The organism is Cellulomonas sp. KH9, assembly GCF_900114185.1.
In the GTDB taxonomy this organism is placed as follows: Bacteria; Actinomycetota; Actinomycetes; order Actinomycetales; family Cellulomonadaceae; genus Cellulomonas.
On sequence record NZ_FOSE01000002.1, the window covers coordinates 87,547 to 106,044 of the forward strand.

Consider the following 18,498-nt stretch of genomic DNA (forward strand, 5'->3'; position numbering starts at 1 on the left):
CGACGACGCGGGCCGGCGCGCCGGTCGGCTCAGCCCAGCTCGCTGGTCCCCGAGTACAGGTGCAGGACCGGCACGTGCAGCTCCTCGCGCGCCCGCGAGGCCCAGTCGGTGTGGAACGTGTCCTCCACCATGTGCGGGTAGGTCACCACGACGACCTCGCGGACGCCGCCGCCGGCGACCGCGCTGCGCAGGGCAGGCAGGGGGTCGTCGCCGGTGATCTCGCCCGTCGCCTCGCGACCGGCGGCGGCGAACGCCGCGACGCTGCCCGCGACCTGCTCGGCGGCGGTCTGACGGGCACGCGTGCGGTTCGGCTCGTGGCCCGTCGCCCGGTCCCACGCCTCGCGCAGCTCGCCGAGGCTCAGCGCGTCGATGATCCAGGGGATCAGGGGGCGGTCGGTGTCGGCGGGCACGAGCACGCGGTAGGCGGGCGATTCGTCGGGGTGCAGGCCCACGATGTGTCGGACGTCGGACTCGGCCAGGGTGTCCTCGGTGAGGACGAGGATGGTGTCGGTCACGACCCCGAGCCTACGGGTGCACGCAGGTCCCAGCAGGTCAGGACCGTGCCGTCGGTCGCGTGCAGGAGGTGGCGCACGCGGGCTGCGCGCGGCGGGTCGAGCGGCCGGGTGCCCGTCGCGGCCCGGGGTGCGTCGCCCGCCACGAGCAGCGGGCTCGTCGTCAGGCACAGCTCGTCGACCAGGTCCGCGGCCAGCAGGTCCGCGAGCAGGCGTGGGCCGCCCTCCGCCAGGACGTGGCGCAGCCCACGGGCCGCCAGGGCGTCGACCGCCGCGCGCAGGTCGGGGGAGCCGGGGTCGTGGGGGGCGGGGACGACGACCGTCCGGTCCGCACCCACCGCGGCCCGTGCCCGGTCGGCGCCCTGCGCCCCGGTGACCACCAGGGCACCGTCCGCCACGTCCGCGGGGACGTCGCCGCGACGCGTCACCACGGCGGGCACGATGCCCGGCGCGAGGCCCAGCGACGCACGGACCGCACGCAGCCCGGCGGCCACGGGGAGCTCGCGGTACCCCTCGGCCCGCACGGTCCCGGCACCCACGAGCACGACGTCCGCCAGGGCACGCAGCACCGCGAACACGCGACGGTCGGCCGGGGTGCCGAGCGACCCGGACCGGCCCTCGGCGCCCACGGCGGCACCGTCCACGCTCGTGACCATCGTGGCCCGCACGTGCGGACGGGTGCGGTCGCGCCGCAGCAGCGCGACGAGGTCCGCCTCGTCGGCGGGGGACGCGAGCCGACGGGCCGCGTCCCGGGGCAGGAGCAGGTCGAGGTCGACGGTGGGCGTCACGTCCCCAGGCTAGGGCGCGCCCGGACCGGGTGCGCCGGCGGGTCCGGCGTGGCACCGTCGAGGACGGAGCACGTGCCGCCCGACCGGCGCCGACGGGGGAGCAGCGATGCCAGGAGACGGCGCGACGGCACGGCGGGAGGCGGTCAGCGCCGCCCTGCTCCTGCTCACCGCCGCGAGCGGCGCGCTCGACGCGGTCACCTACCTCGCCCTCGACCACGCGTTCGCCGCGAACATGACCGGCAACGTGCTCTTCCTCGGGTTCGCGCTCGCGGGCACCGGCGACGTGCCGCTGGCCGGCACGGTGGTCGCGCTCGGCGCGTTCCTCGTCGGCGCGGTGGTGGGGGGACGCGCGGTGCCCCACACGTCGTCCTCGGTCGTGCCCCGGGCGACCGTCGTCACGATCGCGGCACTGACGGCCGCCACGGTCCTCGTGGGCGGGGCCTGGCTCGCGGTGCCCCGCCTCGGGGAGACGACGGTGCTGGTCACGACCGGGCTGCTGGCCGGTCTGTCGGGGGTGCAGGCGGCCGCCGTGAAGCCGTTGGGCAACGCCGAGATCACGACGGTCGTGGTGACCGGCACCCTGGTGAACCTGGGCCGGGACAGTCGCGTCGCGGGTGCGCCGCGCGGCCCGCGGCACGTCCAGCGGGACCGTGCGCTGGCGGTGGTGGCGCTGGTGGCGGGTGCGGCGCTCGGTGCGGTGCTGGTCCGCGAGCTGACGGCGCCGGTCGCGCTCGCCGGCTCCGTGCTCCTGCGGGTCGCCGCGGTCGTCGTGCTGGCCCGCGCGGCGCGCGTCGAGCGGGACGACGCACCGGCGCCTCACCCCTGAGCGGCCACGCCCCCCAGCGTGGTGGCGAGCTCGGCGACGGCCCCCACCACCACGACGGCCGGGTTGCGCACACCCACCGCCTGCGCGCGCCCGGCGATGTCCCCGACCGTGCCGAGCGTCGTGCGCTGGCTCGGCAGCGTGCCGTCCTCGACCACGGCGACGGGTGTGCCCGCGTCCAGCCCGTGCGACGCCAGCCGGGCCATGTGCTCGCCCAGGCGCCCGACCCCCATGAGCAGCACCAGGGTGCCCCGCAGGCGGGCGAGCGTCTCCCAGTCCGTCTCCGCGTCGTGCGCCGAGACGATCGTCACCTGACGTGCCACGTCCCGGTGCGTCACCGGGACGCCGGCAGCCCCGGGCACCGCGATCGCGCTGGTGACCCCGGGCACGACCGTCACGTCGACACCGGCCGCCCGGCACGCGGCCAGCTCCTCGCCGCCGCGGCCGAGCACGAACGGGTCCCCGCCCTTGAGGCGCACCACGTGCTGCCCGGCGCGGGCCCGGTCCACCAGCAGCCGGTTGATCTCGGTCTGCGTCAGCGTGTGCGCGTGCGGTGCCTTGCCGGCCTCGACCACCTCGACGTCCGGCTCGAGCTCGTCGAGCAGCGCGCGCGGCGCCAGCCGGTCGACGACGACGACGTCGGCCTCGGCCAGCGCACGCCGGCCGCGCGTGGTGATCAGACCGGGGTCACCCGGCCCGCCGCCGACCAGCGTGACGTGCCCGCGGCCCGCGCGGCGCCGGCGCAGCGGCAGGCCGCCCGTGTCGAGCTGCACCTGCACGGCCGCGCGCAGGGCCACGGCCCGTCGGGGGTCGCCGCCCGCGCTCACCGCGACGGTCACGTCGCCCGCGCGGGCGACCGCCGGTGTCCACGCGGACGACGCCGCGGCGTCGTCCGCCCGGACGCACCAGGTCCGGGACAGCTCGGCGTCCGCGGCCACGGCGTCGTCCGTCCGACGCTCCCCGGTCGCCGTGTGCACGAGCCAGGCGCCGTCGAGGTCCCCGGGCGCGTACTCGCGCGCCGACCAGGTGAGGGCACCGGCGGCGGCGAGGTCGGCGAGGTCCTCGCACAGCGCGGGCGCGACGACGTGCACGTCGGCCCCGTCCGCCAGGAGCCCCCGGGTGCGGCGCGCCGCGACGGGGCCGCCGCCCACCACGACGACCCGCCGACCGGCGAGGTCGAGCAGCAGCGGGTGCCGCGGGCTCATATCCCGGCCCCGGCGAGCCAGTCGTCGTCGCGCTCGCCGGTGCGCACCGGCACGAGCCGGTCGAGCAGCGTCGGCCCGATCATGCCCGCCGCCAGCGTCGAGCCGTCCGTCGGGTCGACCACGAGGAAGCCGCCCGTGCGGCGGTGGGTCGCGTAGTCGTCGAGCACGACCGGCTCGGCCAGCCGCAGGCGCGCCCGCCCGATCGCGTTGAGGCCGAGCGCCGGGGGCGCCGCCTGCGTCGACGTGTCGGTCGCGTCGATGGTGTGCCGGGTGTCCACGGGGTCCCACCGCTCCACCGTGAGCGTGTCGACGTCGAGCCGGGCGTCGACCTCGCGCAGCAGCGCCCGGACCGTGCGGGTGCCGACGCGGACCAGCACCCGGGAGCCGGGCACGGAGCGGCGCTCGGTGAGCCAGCACACGGTCCCGACCAGGTCCTGGCCGACCGTGACGTGCTCGGCGGCGGGGACCAGCACGTCGCCACGCGCCACGTCCAGGTCGTCGGCGAGCCGCACGGTCACCGACCGCGGGGCGTCGGCGGCCTGCAGGGGGCCGTCGAACGTGTCGATGGCCACCACGCGGCTGGTACGCCCCGACGGCAGCACGCGCACCTCGTCACCGACGTGCACCACCCCGGAGGCGACCCGGCCGGCGTACCCGCGGTAGTCGGGGTGCTCGGCCGTCCGTGGACGGATGACGTACTGGACGGGCAGGCGCAGCGGCTCACCCGTCGCGTCCCGTGCCACGGGCACCTGCTCCAGCAGCTCGAGGAGCGTGGGGCCGTCGTACCAGTCGGTGCGCGCGGACCGGCTGACGACGTTGTCGCCCTCGAGGGCCGACAGCGGCACCGCGTGCACCGTGGGCAGGCCCAGGACGCGCGCGTGCTCGGTGAACTGCGCGGCGATGGTGCGGAACGTCGCCTCGTCGAACCCGACGAGGTCCATCTTGTTGACCGCCAGGACCACGTGCGGCACGCCGAGCAGCGCCGTGAGGGCCGCGTGCCGCCGCGTCTGCTCGAGCACGCCCTTGCGGGCGTCGACGAGCACGATCGCGAGCTCCGCGGTCGACGCGCCCGTCACCATGTTGCGGGTGTACTGGACGTGGCCGGGCGTGTCGGCCAGCACGAAGGCCCGGCGCGCGGTCGAGAAGTACCGGTAGGCCACGTCGATCGTGATGCCCTGCTCCCGCTCGGCCCGCAGGCCGTCGGTGAGTAGCGCGAGGTCCACGGCCGCGCCCTCGCCGCCCCGGGCCGCCGTCGCCCGCTCGACGGCGGACAGCTGGTCGGCCAGGACGGACTTGGTGTCGTACAGCAGGCGGCCGATGAGGGTGCTCTTGCCGTCGTCGACGGAACCCGCCGTGGCCAGGCGCAGCAGGTCGCGCCGCGCGTGGACGTCGGCGGCGGGGGTCGGTCGGGTCCCGGTGAGGCCCGGTGCGTGCGTGCCCATCAGAAGTACCCCTCGCGCTTGCGGTCCTCCATGGCGGCCTCGGAGGCCCGGTCGTCCGCGCGCGTGGCACCGCGCTCGGTCAGGCGGCTGGCGGCGACCTCCGCGATGACGTCGGCGACGTCGGCGGCCACGGAGTCGACGGCCCCCGTGCAGCTCATGTCGCCCACCGTGCGGTACCGCACCCGGCGCCGCTCGACGGTCTCGTCGGGTCGCGGGCCGCCCCAGGTGCCCGCCGTCAACCACATGCCGTCGCGGGCGAACACGTCGCGCTCGTGGCTGAAGTAGATGCTCGGCAGCTCGATGCCCTCGCGCTCCACGTACCGCCACACGTCGAGCTCGGTCCAGTTCGACAGCGGGAACACGCGCACGTGCTCACCGGGCCGGTGCCGACCGTTGTACAGGTCCCACAGCTCGGGGCGCTGGCGGCGGGGGTCCCACTGCCCGAACTCGTCCCGCAGGGAGAACATGCGCTCCTTGGCGCGGGCCTTCTCCTCGTCGCGCCTCCCGCCGCCGAAGACCGCGTCGAACCGGTGCGCCGCGATCGCGTCGAGCAGCGGCACGGTCTGCAGCGGGTTGCGCGACGCGCCCGGGCGCTCGGTCACGCGACCGTCGTCGATGGCCTGCTGCACGCTCGCCACGACGAGCCGGAGCCCCAGCGCGGCCACGACCCGGTCGCGGTAGGCGATGACCTCGGGGAAGTTGTGGCCCGTGTCGACGTGCATGACCGGGAACGGCACCGGCGCGGGCCAGAACGCCTTGCGCGCCAGGTGCAGCATGACGATCGAGTCCTTGCCGCCGGAGAACAGCAGCACGGGCCGCTCGAACTCGCCGGCGACCTCGCGCATCACGTGGACGCCCTCGGACTCCAGGGCGTCGAGCTGCGTCGGCGTGGTCGGGCCGGCCGCCGTGGCGGCCGGGGTGTCGGTGGGGAACGTCGTCGTCATGTGTGCAGCCCGCATTCCGTCTTGTTCGTGCCTGCCCAGCGGCCTGCGCGGGGGTCCTCGCCCGGGGCGACCGCCCGCGTGCAGGGCGCGCAGCCGATCGAGGTGTACCCGAGCTCGCGCAGCGGGTTGAGCACCACGTGGTGCTCGGCGACGTACGCCGCCACGTCGTCCTGCGACCAGGCCGCCAGGGGGTTGAGCTTCACCTTGCCGCGGCGGGCGTCCCAGCCGACGACCGTGATGTCCGTGCGGGTCGGGGCGTCCTCGCGACGCATGCCGGTGACCCACGCCGTGTACGGCGCGAGCGCCCGCTCGAGGGGCTCGACCTTGCGCAGGGCGCAGCACAGGTTCGGGTCGCGGTCGTGCAGCCGGGGGCCGTGCTCGGCGTCCTGCTCCGCGACCGTGCGCAGCGGCAGGACGGTGCGCAGGCTCACGTCGGTGAAGTCCGCGTAGTAGTCGCGCGTGCCGATGGTCTCCGCGAAGTGGTACCCGGTGTCGAGGAAGACGACGTCGATGCCGGGCGCCGCGGCGGCGGCGAGGTGGACGAGCACCTCGTCGCCCATCGACGAGGCGACCACCAGGTCGTCGCCGAACACGCCGCGCGCCCAGCGCAGCACGTCGGCGGGGTGCGACCCCTCGAGGTCCCGGCCCGCCTGCTCGGCCAGGGCACGCAGCGCGTCGGGCGACAGGTCGGGCGCCCGGTGCGTCGCGGTGCTCACGAGACGCCCACGAGGCCGACGAACCGCAGCGCGAACGCCCGGGCGCACGTGCGGCACTCCCACTGCCCGTGCGTCTGCCCGGCCGGCCACAGGTCCTCGCTCGCGCAGAACGGGCAGTAGTACGGCACCGCCCGCTGCCCGCCGGTCTGCTCGCTCATCGCAGGTCCTCCTCGGCGGCACGGTGCACCCACTGCGCGAACAGCTCACCGGGTGCGCGCTGCTCGTCGAACCGCCGGGTGACCCGCTCGACGTAGTCGGGCAGCTCGGAGGCCGGGACCCGCAGCCCGCGCAGCGTGGTCCCGAGCCCGCTGGTCAGGCCGAGGCCGCCGCCGAGGTGCACCTGGTAGCCCTCCTCGCCGCCGGCCAGCGCGCCCTTGAGGCCGATGTCCGCGGTCTGGATGCGCGCGCAGGAGTTGGGGCAGCCGTTGACGTTGATGGTGAGGGGCTGGTCGAACGTCGGCAGGCGCTCCTCGAGCTCGCCGACCAGGGCCGCGGCGCGCGCCTTGGTCTCGACGATCGCCAGCTTGCAGAACTCGATGCCGGTGCAGGCGATCGTGCCCCGCCGGAACGTCGAGGCGCCGCGGACCCGCAGGCCCAGCGACTCCAGACCGTCCACCAGGGTGTCGACGCGCTGCGGCTCGACGTCGAGCACGACGAGCTTCTGCTCGGTGGTCAGCTGCACCCGCTCGGACCCGGCCTCCTCGACCAGGTCGGCGAGCGCCGTCAGCACCGGCCCGGAGACGCGTCCGACGGTGGGGGCGGCCCCCACGTAGAACCGGCCGTCCTTCTGCGGGTGCACGCCGACGTGGTCGCGGTTGCCGGTGGGCGGCGGCGGGGGAGGCGGGCCGTCGGGCAGCGCGTACCCCAGGTACTCGGTCTCCAGGACCTGGCGGAACAGCTCCGGTCCCCAGTCGGCGAGCAGGAACTTCAGGCGTGCGCGGGTCCGCAGGCGGCGGTAGCCGTAGTCGCGGAAGATGCCGACGACGCCGCTCCACACCTCGGGCACGCGCTCGAGCGTGACGAACGCGCCCAGCCGCTTGCCCAGCATGGGGTTGGTCGACAGGGCGCCGCCGACCCACAGGTCGAAGCCGGGGCCCAGCTCGGGGTGCACGACGCCCACGAAGGCGACGTCGTTGATCTCGTGCGCGACGTCCTGGTGGGGGGAGCCGCTGATCGCGGTCTTGAACTTGCGCGGCAGGTTCGAGTACGCCGGGTCCCCGATGTACCGCTCGCGGATCGCCCGGACGGCGGGGGTGCCGTCGATGATCTCGTCGGCCGCGACGCCGGCGACCGGCGAGCCCAGGATGACGCGCGGCACGTCGCCGCACGCCTCCTGCGTCGTCAGGCCGACGGCCTCGAGACGGCGCCAGATCTCCGGGACGTCCTCGATGCGGATCCAGTGCAGCTGCACGTTCTGGCGGTCGGTGATGTCGGCCGTCCCGCGGCCGAACTCCTGGGAGATGCCGGCGACGGTGCGCAGCTGGCGCAGGTCGAGGGAGCCGCCGTCGCACCGCACGCGGAGCATGAAGTACTCGTCCTCGAGCTCGTGCGGCTCGAGCGTGGCGGTGCGCCCGCCGTCGATGCCGGGCCGGCGCTGCGTGTACAGCCCCCACCAGCGCATGCGGCCGCGCAGGTCGTCGCCCGGGATGGACGCGAAGCCCTCGCGGGCGTACACGGTCTCGATCCGGTGCCGGACGTTGAGGCCGTCGTCCTGCTGCTTGAGGGCCTCGTTGGCGTTGAGCGGGTCGCGCTGGTCGAAGGCCCACTGGCCCTCGGGGCGCTTGGCGGGCGGGGCGAGCGGGGGACGTGACGTGGTCTGCGCCATCGGGGCGCCACCTCCGGGGTGCTGGGGGGCGTGCTCACGCGTCCGCGCACGACGAAGGTCGTGGACGACGGGCGCGGACCACGCGCCCGTCGAGGGGAACGGGGCTGGTCAGCGGGTCCGCGGACAGCAGGCGCACGGGACCGCGGCGGCGCGACAGCACCGACACAGACGGCAGGTCCCGGGGAGGTTCACGTGACGAGCGTGACACGCGTCCGGGTGAATCGGCAGGGTGTGTCCGGATCCCGAGATGCGTGATCGACATGCGGACAGACGTCCAGGACGTCGCGCCCGCGCCTCGTGCGGACCTGCCGGGCCGGGCCGTGTCGTGGGACGTATCGTCGTCCCCCGTGACCACCCCCGACCCCGTCGCGCCGAGCGCACGCCCGGACTCCCTGACGGCCCGTCACCCCCGGGTGCCCGCGGCGCGGCTGCTCGCCGAGCTCGTGCCGCCGCGGCACTTCGCGCGCGAGTCGTTCGACACGTACGAGCCGGACGCGGCGCACCCGTCGCAGCGGGAGGCCCTCGACCGGCTGCGCGAGGTCGCGGCCGCGCTCAGCGGCCCCACGCGCAGCGGCGGGGCGTGGTGGCGGCGACGCGCCGCCGCGCAGGCGCCGGCGGTGTACCTGGACGGCGGGTTCGGCGTCGGCAAGACCCACCTGCTCGCCTCGCTCGCGCACGCCGTCGGTACGGAGCGCACCGCGTACGGCACGTTCGTCGAGCTCACCCACCTCGTGGGGGCGCTGGGCTTCGCCGCGACCGTCGACGCCCTGGCTGCCAAGCGCCTGGTCTGCATCGACGAGTTCGAGCTCGACGACCCGGGCGACACCGTGATGATGTCCCGCCTGCTGCGGGAGCTCGCGGACCGTGGCGTGGCGATCGCCGCCACCTCCAACACGCTGCCCGAGTCGCTGGGCGAGGGGCGGTTCGCCGCCGAGGACTTCCTGCGCGAGATCCAGGCGCTGGCCGCCCGCTTCGAGGTGCTGCGCATCGACGGCGAGGACCACCGGCACCGGGCGGTCACGACGCACGCCGTCACCCTGTCCGCCCAGGACGTGCGTGCCGTGGTCACCGCCCACCCGGGGGCCACGCTGGACGACCTGGACACGCTGCTCGAGCACCTCGCGACCGTCCACCCCAGCCGCTACGGCGCGCTGCTGGACGGCATCGACCTCGTCGGGCTCACCGGTGTGCACCAGGTGACGGCGCAGGACGTCGCCCTGCGCCTCGTCGTGCTCGTGGACCGGCTGTACGACCGCGACGTGCCGGTCGTGCTGGCGGGCGGGTCCGGGTCCGACGCCACGGACGGCACCGACCTGTTCACGCCCGACATGCTCGCCGGGGGCTACCGCAAGAAGTACTACCGGGCGCTGTCCCGCCTCGGCGCGCTCGCGGGTGAGGGCGCGGCCCTGGTCGTGCGGGACTGACCGGCCGCGACGCCCGCCGCGACGGTCAGACCAGCACGACGACCGAGCGTGCGGGTACGTCCACCACCAGCGGCTCGCCGGGGGAGTGGGGGGCGTGCACCGCCCCGCCGTCCCACGCGGCGACGACGCGCAGCGGGTGCGACGCCGCGACCGGCACCGCCACGGGCTGGTGGGCGAGGTTCACGACGACGCGTGCGTCACCCCGGTGCAGCACCAGGGCCCCCTGCCACCCGGGGGCGTCGGTGGGCGACGGCGGGTCGAGCACGTCGAGCGAGGTGTGGTGGCGGTCGCCCGACGCCAGGTCCGGGACCGACCGGCGCAGCGCGACGAGCACGCGGTACCACTCGAGCAGCCGCGCGTGGTCGGGCTGCTCCGGCTCGGACCAGTCCAGCACGCTCGCGGTGAACGTCGCGGGGTCCTGCGGGTCGGGGACGTCGACGGGGCCGCCGTACAGGTCGACCCAGCCGTGCCCGCCGAACTCGCGGGTGCGGCCCTCACGGACGGCCTCGGCCAGCGCGGGCTCGGGGTGGTCGGTGAAGAACAGCCACGGCGTGCGGGCCCCCCACTCCTCGCCCATGAACAGCATGGGCGTGAACGGCGAGAGCAGGACCAGCGCGGCCTGGGCGGCCAGCCCGCCGGGGTCGAGCCGCGCCGACGGGCGGTCCCCGAGCGCACGGTTGCCCACCTGGTCGTGGTCCGACGCGAAGACGACGAAGCGGTGCCCGTCGACGTCGTCGGGGACCGGGGAACCCCACGGCTCGCCGCGGAACGTCGACATGCCCCCGTCGTGCACGAACACCCGGGTCAGGGCCGTGCGCAGCGTCTCGGGGGAGCCGAAGTCCACGTAGTAGCCGTGCCGCTCACCCGTGACCAGCGCGTGCACGGCGTGGTGCACGTCGTCGGCCCACTGGGCCGTCATGCCCCAGCCGCCGTCCTGGGTCGTGTCCAGCGTCACGACGTCGTTGAGGTCGGACTCGGCGACCAGCCCGATCGGCCGCCCGAGCTCCTCGGCCAGCTCCGCGACCTCGTCGGAGAGCTGCGCGAGCAGGTGCCGGGGGGAGTCGTCGCGCAGCGCGTGGACCGCGTCCAGGCGGAACGCGTCGACGTGGAAGTCACGCGCCCAGCGCAGCACCGAGTCGCAGATCCACCGGCGGACGTGCACCGCGCCGGGGCCGTCGAGGTTGACGGCCTGGCCCCAGGGCGTGTGGTGCGCGTCGGTGAAGTACGGGCCCAGCTCGTGCAGGTAGTTGCCCGAGGGGCCGAGGTGGTTGTGCACGACGTCGAGGCAGACCGCCAGCCCGTGCGCGTGGGCGGCGTCGACGAACTCCTGCAGCGCCCGCGGGCCGCCGTACGGCTCGTGCACCGCGTACAGCGCGACGCCGTCGTACCCCCAGCCGTGCCGGCCGTTGAACGCCGCCACGGGCATGAGCTCGACGACGTCGACGCCCAGCTCGACGAGGTGCTCGAGGCGCTCGGCCGCCGCGGCGAGCGTGCCCTGCGGCGTGAACGTGCCCACGTGCAGCTCGTACGTCACCGCCCCGCGCACGTCGACCCCGCTCCACCCGGCGTCGGTCCAGGTGAACCGGTCGGCGTCGAAGACGCGCGCGGCGCCGTGCACCCCGTGGGGCAGCCGGGGCGCCCGCGGGTCGGGGCGCGGGTCGCCGCCGTCGAGCGAGAACGCGTAGTCGGTGCCGTGGGGCAGCTCGACGTCGGCGGTCCACCAGCCGTCGTCCTCGGCGCGCAGCGGCAGGCGGCCGTCGTCGGCCGGGAGCACCAGCTCGACGCGGTCGGGGAACGGCGCCCACAGGCGCGGTGTCAGGGTCACCTCACACCCCCTCCCGCACGAGCAGCGCCACCGGGAGCCGCTCGAGCACCTCGCCCACGCGCTGCACACCACCGCCGACAGCGCGGTCGCTCAGCACGTCGTGCCACGTCCCGTCGGGGAGGGCCACCGTGTGGTCGGCCCAGCCGCCGAGGCGCTCGACCGCGGCTGCCAGCCGGGTCGCGACGACGACGACGCGCGGGTCGCCACCCGCGGTGCGCGCGTACGTCATGGTGTGGCCCGACGAGTGCGGCAGCGGCACGAACCCGGCCTGCGGCCCGACGAACGCGTCGGCCACGTCCCGCCGCACGCGCAGCGCCCGGGACGTGACCAGCAGCTTCTCGTCCGCCAGGCCGCGCGGCCCGGCGCCCTCGTCCAGCCGGGCGAGGCGTGCGGCCAGCGCGGCCGCGTCGACCGGGCGCCGGTTGTCCGGGTCCACGAGGGTGGGCGTCGGCACCTCGGTGCCCTGGTAGACGTCGGCGACGCCCGGCAGGGTGAGCTGCACGAGCTTGGTGCCGAGCGTGGCCGCACGCACCGCCTCGCGGGTGCGCAGGTCCCAGTCGCCGAGCAGCCCCAGCACGACCGGGTCGGTGCGGGCCTGCCGGGCGGCCGACAGGACGGTCTGCTCGTACGCCTCGTCGGGCGCCGTCCACGTGGTGTGCGACTTGGCCTCGCGGACGGCCTTGGTGAGGTACGCCAGCAGGCGGTCCTCCTCGATGGGCCCGTCGTCGGTCCACGTGCCGGCCAGCGTCTGCCAGAGCAGGTACTCGGTGCGGCCGTCGAGCAGCGTCCCGCGGTAGGGCGCGGACGCCCGCCGCAGCTCCTCGACGAGCGTCGACCACTCGCGCGGCAGCTCGGAGATCACGCCGAGGCGCGCCCGGGTGTCCTCGCCGCGCTTCGTGTCGTGCGTGGAGAGCGTCGTCATGCCGAACGGCGCGCCCGCCTGCGTCCGCGCGGCCCACGCGGCCAGGTCGGTGGGGGTGGTGGCGAACCGGACCGGCTCGCCGCCGACCTCGCACAGCGCGACCAGGTGCGTCCACCGGTAGAAGGCCGTGTCCTCCACGCCCTTGGCCATGACGGCCCCGCACGTCTGCTGGAACCGCACGACGAGCTCGTCACGGCGGGGGTCGCGCGTGCGGCCCGCGGAGCCCGCCTCGCGGCCGAGCAGCAGGTCGACGAGGACGGCCATGGTCGCCTCGCGGTCGACGCCGAGGCGACGGCGGGCCCGCTCGGCGGCCGCGGTCAGCACCGACGCCGACACGGGCGGCGCCGGCTCGCCCGGCACGACGTACGCGCGGTACCGGTCGAACGCGACGAGCAGCTCGACCAGGCACTCCTCCAGCGCGCGCCACGTGTGGTCGCGCAGCCGCAGGTCCTCGTGGCAGATCTCGGCCGCGAGGTTGGTGAGACGGTGGACCTCCGCGTACAGGGGCCCGTCGACGACCTCGCGCTTGGCCGTCTCCTCGACCTCGTCGAACGCGTCCGACACGTCGCCCGTCAGGCGGTGCATGACCGAGCCCAGCACCGCCGCACCGCCGGGGTCGACGAAGGTCTGCTGCACGCGCCACAGGGCCTCGTAGCCCGTGGTGCCGGCCGTGGCCCAGTCGTCGGGCAGCTCCTCCTCGCCGGCGAGGATCTTCTCGACGACCACCCAGGCGCCGTCGGTCGCCTCGCGCAGCCGCGCGAGGTACCCGGCCGGGTCGGCGAGCCCGTCGGGGTGGTCGATGCGCAGGCCGTCCACGACGCCCTCGCGGAGCAGGCGCAGGACCAGCGCGTGCGTCGCGTCGAAGACCTCGGGGTCCTCGACGCGGACCGCCACCAGGGTGCCGACGTCGAAGAAGCGCCGGTAGTTCAGCTCCTCGTCCGCGACCTTCCAGTACGCCAGGCGGTAGTGCTGCCGCTCCACGAGCTCGGCCAGCGGCAGCTGCTCGGTGCCGGCGCGCACGGGGAAGACATGGTCGTGGTACCGCAGCACGGTGGTCGTCCCGACCCCGGGGACGTCCTCCTCGACGAGCTGCAGCTCGTCGCGTGCGAGCACGGCCCCGATCCGGTCGCCCAGGACCGGCATCAGCACGGCACCGTCCCCGGCGGACCAGTCGACGTCGAACCACGCGGCGTACGGCGACGCGGGGCCGTCGGTCAGCACGGACCACAGCGCCCGGTTGTGCCACGCGGGGGTCGGCACGGCCATGTGGTTGGGCACGATGTCCAGCACGAGCCCGAGCCCGGCCGCGTGCGCCGCGTCCGCCAGCCGGCGCAGCCCCCGCTCGCCGCCCAGCACCGGTGACACGGTGTCGTGGTCGACCACGTCGTAGCCGTGCGTCGACCCGGGGGCCGCAGCCAGCACGGGGGACAGGTAGACGTGCGTGACGCCCAGGCCCGCGTAGTACGGCACGCGGGCCGCCACGTTGTCGAACGTCAGGTCCTCCCCGAGCTGCACGCGGTAGGTGGAGACGGGGACACGGTGCCCGGGACGGACCGAGCGCCGCTCCGGCAGGGCACGCTCGACGGGCTGGTCGCTCATACGTGCTCCCTCCCGAGCCTGCTCGCCTCGCGTGCGGCGGTCGCGGCGGACCCGCTGCCGGACGCCGACGGCGTCTCCTGCTCCGGGGGTCGCGTGAACAGCACCATCGAGCGCGGCGCGAGCGTGACCCGGCCCCGCGCCCTGACCTCGCGGCCCGGGCGCACCTGGGTGTCGGTGTCCAGCACCGCCGTCCACACCGCGCCGTACTCCGTGCCCGGCAGCTGGAACTGCCGCTTCTCCCAGTGCCCGTTGAACAGCAGCAGGAACGAGTCGTCGATCACCTGCTGGCCGCGCAGGTCCGGCTCGTCGATGGCGTCGCCGTTGAGGAACACCATGACCGCGAACGCGTGCTCCGCGCTCCACGTGTCGTCGGACATGGGTCCACCTGTCGGGGTCATCCACGCGATGTCGCGCAGGTCCGACTGCCCGCCGTGGTCCGCCGCGCCGGCGAAGAAACGCCGCCGTCGGAACACGGGGTGGTCGCGGCGCAGGTGGACGAGCCGACGCGTGAACTCCAGCAGCGACTGCCGTTCGTCGTCGAGGTGCCAGTCGACCCACGTGATCTCGTCGTCCTGGCAGTACCCGTTGTTGTTGCCGCCCTGCGTGCGCCCCAGCTCGTCGCCGTGCGCGATCATCGGCACGCCCTGCGACAGGAGCAGGGTCGCGAGGAAGTTGCGCTGCTGGCGGGCCCGCAGCGCCAGGATCGCCGGGTCGTCCGTCGGCCCCTCGACGCCGCAGTTCCACGAGCGGTTGTGGCTCTCGCCGTCCCGGTTGTCCTCGCCGTTCGCCTCGTTGTGCTTCTCGTTGTAGGACACGAGGTCGCGCAGCGTGAACCCGTCGTGCGCGGTGACGAAGTTGACGCTGGCGATCGGGCGGCGTCCGGTGTGCTCGTAGAGGTCGGAGGATCCCGTCAGCCGGCTCGCGAACTCCCCCAGCGTGGAGGGCTCCCCGCGCCAGAAGTCGCGCACCGTGTCGCGGTACTTGCCGTTCCACTCCGTCCACAGCGGCGGGAACCCGCCGACCTGGTAGCCGCCCTCGCCGAGGTCCCAGGGCTCGGCGATGAGCTTGACCTGGGAGATGACCGGGTCCTGGTGCACGAGGTCGAAGAACGCCGAGAGCCGGTCCACCTCGTGGAACTGCCGGGCGAGGGTCGCGGCCAGGTCGAACCGGAACCCGTCGACGTGCATCTCGGTCACCCAGTACCGCAGCGAGTCCATGATGAGCTGCAGGACCGCGGGGGAGCGCATGAGCAGCGAGTTGCCCGTGCCCGTCGTGTCGAAGTAGTGGGACTGGTCGTCGTCGACGAGCCGGTAGTAGCTCGCGTTGTCGATGCCGCGGAAGCTCAGCGTGGGACCGAGGTGGTTGCCCTCCGCGGTGTGGTTGTAGACGACGTCCAGGATCACCTCGATGTTCGCGGCGTGCAGCGCCTTGACCATCTGCTTGAACTCCTGGACCTGCTGCCCGCTGCCGGCCATCGACGCGTACCCGTTGTGCGGCGCGAAGAACCCGATCGTGTTGTAGCCCCAGTAGTTCGACAGCCCGCGCTCCTGCAGCGACGGGTCGTTGACGAACTGGTGCACCGGCATGAGCTCGACCGCGGTGACGCCCAGCCCCGACAGGTGCTCGATGACGGCCGGGTGCCCGAGCGCCGCGTAGGTGCCGCGCAGCTCCTCGGGGACCGCCGGGTGCAGGCGGGTCAGGCCCTTGACGTGCGCCTCGTACAGCACCGACTCGTGGTACTGGTGCTCCGGCGGACGGTCGTGGCCCCAGTCGAAGAACGGGTTCACCACGACCGAGGTCATCGTGTGGCCCGCCGAGTCGGTCTCGTTGCGGGTGCCGGGCTCCCCGAACGCGTACGAGTACAGCGACGGGTCGCCGTCGACCTGCCCGTCGATGGCCTTGGCGTACGGGTCGAGCAGCAGCTTCGAGGGGTCGCAGCGGTGCCCGGCCGCCGGGTCGTACGGGCCGTGCACGCGGTACCCGTAGCGCTGCCCGGGGGCGATCGAGGGGAGGTAGCCGTGCCACACGAACGCGTCGACCTCGGGCAGGTCGACCCGCGTCTCGGTACCGTCGTCGTCGATGAGGCACAGCTCGACGCGCTCCGCGACACCCGAGAAGATGGCGAAGTTGGTGCCGGTGCCGTCGTAGGTCGCGCCGAGCGGGTAGGGGCGTCCGGGCCAGGTCTGCATGGCGAAAGCGTGCCAGGGAGGTATCGGATCGGCTCGCTGAGCCGCTGTGCCGCAGATCACGTCCGGACGCCGGTGGCCTCCCCGTTCACCCGATCGACACGAGCTCCCGGACGTCGTCGTCCGGCAGCGTGTCGGCCACGGCCGACACCTGCAGCTCACGCAGCGTCGCGGTGCCGCGGTGCACCGACAGGAACGCCGTGTCGGACGCGTCGCGGCCGGTGGCGATGCGCACGAGGCTCGACCGCGGGGCGAGCGTGGTCGCGTCGAGCACGCGCCACTGACCCTCCACGTAGGCCTCCGCGACGGCGTGGAAGTCCATGGGGTCCAGGCCCGGGGCGTAGACCGCGGCCAGCCGGGCGGGGACGTCGAGCGCGCGCAGCAGGGCGACGACGAGGTGCGCGAAGTCGCGGCAGACGCCCCGCCGGGCGAGGAGCGTGCGCACGGCGCCGTCCGTCGGCAGGCTGGAGCCCGGGGCGTACGCGAGCCGCGTGCCGACCCACGAGCTGACGGCCCCCAGCAGCTCGACGCCGGCCAGCCCGACGAACTCCGCCCGCGCGGTCGGGGCGAGGGTGTCGGACTCGCAGTAGCGGGACGGCCGCAGGTAGAGCAGCTCGTCCGAGGGGTCGCCGGGCTCCGGCTCGGCCCGTCCGGTGACGCTCGCGCGGTAGTCCACGGTGAGCTGTCCGGGCTGGACGTCGAGGACGTGGAGCCGGGACCCGTGCGGGTCCACGACCTCGCGCGGCACCACGGCGCGACCGCCGGACAGGATGCTCAGCTCCTCGACCGGGTCGTGCCGGTGGGAGACGGCGATCTCGAGGACGAGGCGCGCGGGGGAGGTGACGTCGAGGACCAGGCGAGCGGTCATGTCGCGATGCACGTGCGTCATCGTGGCAGCCGGGTGCACGCTTGTCTCGTCAGGGTTCGTGGGAGTTTGTGCCGACCGTGCGGCGGCGCGCTGCTGAAGCGTTTAGCCCGGGTGAGTGGCTCGGCGCGGCAGATCGTGTCGGTTACCGTGGCAGGACGTTCTGCGACGCGACGGGGCGTCGTCGGAAGACCGGAGGCAGGTGCACATGGACGGAGCGCCGGATCGCGCGGGAGCGGTGCTGACCGTGATCGTGCCGACGTTCAACGAGGCCCCGAACGTGCCCGAGCTGGTGCGTCGCGTCGGGGAGGCGACCCGGGGGCTGGGCGTCGACCTGCTCTTCGTGGACGACTCCACGGACGACACGGCGGACGTGGTCCGCACGGCCGCCACCACCGCCGAGCTGCCCGTGCGGGTGATCCACCGCGAGACGCCCGAGGGCGGCCTGGGCGGTGCGGTCCTCGCGGGGGTGCGGGCCACCACGACCCCCTACGTGCTCGTCATGGACGGCGACCTGCAGCACCCGCCCGAGCTCATCCCCACGCTGCTGGCGCGGGTGCAGGAGCCGGACGTGGACGTCGCCGTCGCCTCGCGGTACATCGGGGACGGCTCCAGCGCCGGGCTCTCGGGCGTGGTCCGCCAGGCCGTGTCGTCGACCTCGACGGCGGTCACGCGCGCCATGTTCCCCGTGCGGCTGCGCGACTGCTCGGACCCCATGACGGGGTTCTTCGCCGTGCGCCGCGCCGCGGTCGACCTCGACACGCTGCGCCCGCGCGGCTTCAAGATCCTGCTCGAGATCCTCGCGCGGCACCCCATGCGGGTGGTCGAGGTGCCGTTCGTGTTCGGCGAGCGCTACGCCGGCGCGTCCAAGGCGAACCTGGCCCAGGGCGTCCACTTCATGTGGCAGCTCGCCGGCCTGCGGTTCGGGCGCATGTCGCGGTTCGCGATCATCGGCGGCCTGGGGGCGCTGGCCAACATCGGGATCGTCGCGGCCATGACGAGCCTGGGGGCGCACTGGCTGCTGGCCGCGATCGTCGCAGCCGAGGTGACGATCGCCGGGAACTTCCTGCTGCAGGAGCGCTTCGTGTTCCGCGACCTGCGGCACGAGGGCAAGGGCGTGGGGGCGCGGTTCGCGCAGTCGTTCGTGTTCAACAACGTCGAGACGATGGTCCGGCTGCCGCTGGTCGGCCTGCTGGTGAACACGATGCACGTGGCCGCGGTGCTCGCGACGGCGATCACCATCGCGGTCGCCTTCGTCGTCCGCTTCACGTTCCACTCCCGCGTCGTGTACCGGCCGCGCGCGTCGAGCCGGCGTGAGCAGCTGGTCGAGCGGGAGGCGCAGCAGGCGGTCGCCCCGCCCGCACCGTCGAGCGAGTCCGTCTGACGCCCTCCCCGCGTGCGCCCGGCCCCCGCGGGCCGCAG

Annotated in this window: 15 protein-coding genes; 3 read left to right on the top strand and 12 right to left on the bottom strand. The window is 74.8% G+C overall.

The annotated features are described in order from the left end of the window. Nucleotides 1-29: 29 nt before the first annotated feature. Together BMZ16_RS06565 and BMZ16_RS06570 are read right to left on the bottom strand one after the other, a co-directional pair. Entirely contained in the window at nt 30-515 is a 486-nt protein-coding gene (locus tag BMZ16_RS06565; protein WP_089798840.1) for a hypothetical protein, read from the bottom strand. After that, complete coding sequence (locus BMZ16_RS06570; RefSeq protein ID WP_089798841.1) at nt 512-1,300, bottom strand: dihydrofolate reductase family protein; 789 nt, start codon at nt 1,298-1,300, stop codon at nt 512-514. The genes BMZ16_RS06565 and BMZ16_RS06570 overlap by 4 nt, the downstream gene beginning before the upstream one ends. Before the next feature lie 106 nt (nt 1,301-1,406). Here BMZ16_RS06570 and BMZ16_RS06575 point away from each other — a divergent pair, with 106 nt between their 5' ends. Further along, the gene (locus BMZ16_RS06575) at nt 1,407-2,126 is read left to right on the top strand and encodes a YoaK family protein (protein WP_089798842.1); all 720 of its coding nucleotides are present in this window, start codon (nt 1,407-1,409) and stop codon (nt 2,124-2,126) included. On the opposite strand, the gene cobA is transcribed toward BMZ16_RS06575, so the two are convergent. Genes cobA through BMZ16_RS06600 form a run of 6 tightly spaced genes read right to left on the bottom strand, consistent with a single transcriptional unit; the run spans nt 2,117 to nt 8,255 of the window. Beyond that, nucleotides 2,117-3,328, bottom strand: coding sequence for a uroporphyrinogen-III C-methyltransferase (gene cobA / locus BMZ16_RS06580; protein WP_089798843.1), 1,212 nt, complete (start codon nt 3,326-3,328; stop codon nt 2,117-2,119). The genes BMZ16_RS06575 and cobA overlap by 10 nt on opposite strands. Next, nucleotides 3,325-4,770, bottom strand: coding sequence for a sulfate adenylyltransferase subunit 1 (locus tag BMZ16_RS06585; RefSeq protein WP_089798844.1), 1,446 nt, complete (start codon nt 4,768-4,770; stop codon nt 3,325-3,327). Before BMZ16_RS06585 ends, cobA begins: the two co-directional genes overlap by 4 nt. Continuing rightward, nucleotides 4,770-5,714: a sulfate adenylyltransferase subunit CysD gene (gene cysD / locus BMZ16_RS06590; protein ID WP_089798845.1), complete on the bottom strand. Its 945-nt coding sequence runs from the start codon at nt 5,712-5,714 to the stop codon at nt 4,770-4,772. The genes BMZ16_RS06585 and cysD overlap by 1 nt, the downstream gene beginning before the upstream one ends. Next, nucleotides 5,711-6,430, bottom strand: coding sequence for a phosphoadenylyl-sulfate reductase (locus BMZ16_RS06595; protein ID WP_089798846.1), 720 nt, complete (start codon nt 6,428-6,430; stop codon nt 5,711-5,713). Before BMZ16_RS06595 ends, cysD begins: the two co-directional genes overlap by 4 nt. Then, nucleotides 6,427-6,588, bottom strand: a complete 162-nt coding sequence (locus tag BMZ16_RS19215) for a hypothetical protein (RefSeq protein WP_177199620.1) — start codon at nt 6,586-6,588, stop codon at nt 6,427-6,429. Before BMZ16_RS19215 ends, BMZ16_RS06595 begins: the two co-directional genes overlap by 4 nt. Continuing rightward, on the bottom strand, nt 6,585-8,255 hold the full coding sequence (locus BMZ16_RS06600; protein WP_089798847.1) for a nitrite/sulfite reductase: 1,671 nt from the start codon (nt 8,253-8,255) through the stop codon (nt 6,585-6,587). Before BMZ16_RS06600 ends, BMZ16_RS19215 begins: the two co-directional genes overlap by 4 nt. 347 nt (nt 8,256-8,602) lie before the next feature. On the opposite strand from BMZ16_RS06600, the gene zapE reads away from it, so the two are divergent. After that, nucleotides 8,603-9,679 (top strand): cell division protein ZapE, encoded by a 1,077-nt coding sequence (zapE, locus tag BMZ16_RS06605; protein ID WP_369822495.1) that lies wholly within the window; start codon nt 8,603-8,605, stop codon nt 9,677-9,679. Nucleotides 9,680-9,704: 25 nt separating this feature from the next. Here the strand turns inward: zapE and treZ are convergent, their stop codons facing one another. The 4 genes from treZ to BMZ16_RS06625 form a co-directional block, all read right to left on the bottom strand. Continuing rightward, nucleotides 9,705-11,498: a malto-oligosyltrehalose trehalohydrolase gene (treZ, locus tag BMZ16_RS06610; RefSeq protein ID WP_089799900.1), complete on the bottom strand. Its 1,794-nt coding sequence runs from the start codon at nt 11,496-11,498 to the stop codon at nt 9,705-9,707. A 7-nt stretch (nt 11,499-11,505) separates the two neighbouring features. Further along, complete coding sequence (treY, locus tag BMZ16_RS06615; RefSeq protein ID WP_089798848.1) at nt 11,506-14,025, bottom strand: malto-oligosyltrehalose synthase; 2,520 nt, start codon at nt 14,023-14,025, stop codon at nt 11,506-11,508. Beyond that, complete coding sequence (gene glgX / locus BMZ16_RS06620) at nt 14,022-16,214, bottom strand: glycogen debranching protein GlgX (protein ID WP_089798849.1); 2,193 nt, start codon at nt 16,212-16,214, stop codon at nt 14,022-14,024. Before glgX ends, treY begins: the two co-directional genes overlap by 4 nt. Nucleotides 16,215-16,299: 85 nt before the next feature. After that, nucleotides 16,300-17,091, bottom strand: coding sequence for a transglutaminase-like domain-containing protein (locus tag BMZ16_RS06625; protein WP_089799902.1), 792 nt, complete (start codon nt 17,089-17,091; stop codon nt 16,300-16,302). Nucleotides 17,092-17,284: 193 nt separating this feature from the next. On the opposite strand from BMZ16_RS06625, the gene BMZ16_RS06630 reads away from it, so the two are divergent. Then, nucleotides 17,285-18,460 (top strand): glycosyltransferase, encoded by a 1,176-nt coding sequence (locus BMZ16_RS06630; protein WP_089798850.1) that lies wholly within the window; start codon nt 17,285-17,287, stop codon nt 18,458-18,460. Nucleotides 18,461-18,498 lie beyond the last annotated feature (38 nt).

Excerpts from the sequence above, each read along its gene's own strand:
- BMZ16_RS06575 (WP_089798842.1), top strand. The coding sequence starts at position 1,407 with ATGCCAGGAGACGGCGCGACGGCACGGCGGGAGGCGGTCAGCGCCGCC.
- cobA (WP_089798843.1), bottom strand. The coding sequence starts at position 3,328 with ATGAGCCCGCGGCACCCGCTGCTGCTCGACCTCGCCGGTCGGCGGGTC.
- BMZ16_RS06585 (WP_089798844.1), bottom strand. The coding sequence starts at position 4,770 with ATGGGCACGCACGCACCGGGCCTCACCGGGACCCGACCGACCCCCGCC.
- cysD (WP_089798845.1), bottom strand. The coding sequence starts at position 5,714 with ATGACGACGACGTTCCCCACCGACACCCCGGCCGCCACGGCGGCCGGC.
- BMZ16_RS19215 (WP_177199620.1), bottom strand. The coding sequence starts at position 6,588 with ATGAGCGAGCAGACCGGCGGGCAGCGGGCGGTGCCGTACTACTGCCCG.
- BMZ16_RS06600 (WP_089798847.1), bottom strand. The coding sequence starts at position 8,255 with ATGGCGCAGACCACGTCACGTCCCCCGCTCGCCCCGCCCGCCAAGCGC.
- treY (WP_089798848.1), bottom strand. The coding sequence starts at position 14,025 with ATGAGCGACCAGCCCGTCGAGCGTGCCCTGCCGGAGCGGCGCTCGGTC.
- glgX (WP_089798849.1), bottom strand. The coding sequence starts at position 16,214 with ATGCAGACCTGGCCCGGACGCCCCTACCCGCTCGGCGCGACCTACGAC.
- BMZ16_RS06630 (WP_089798850.1), top strand. The coding sequence starts at position 17,285 with ATGGACGGAGCGCCGGATCGCGCGGGAGCGGTGCTGACCGTGATCGTG.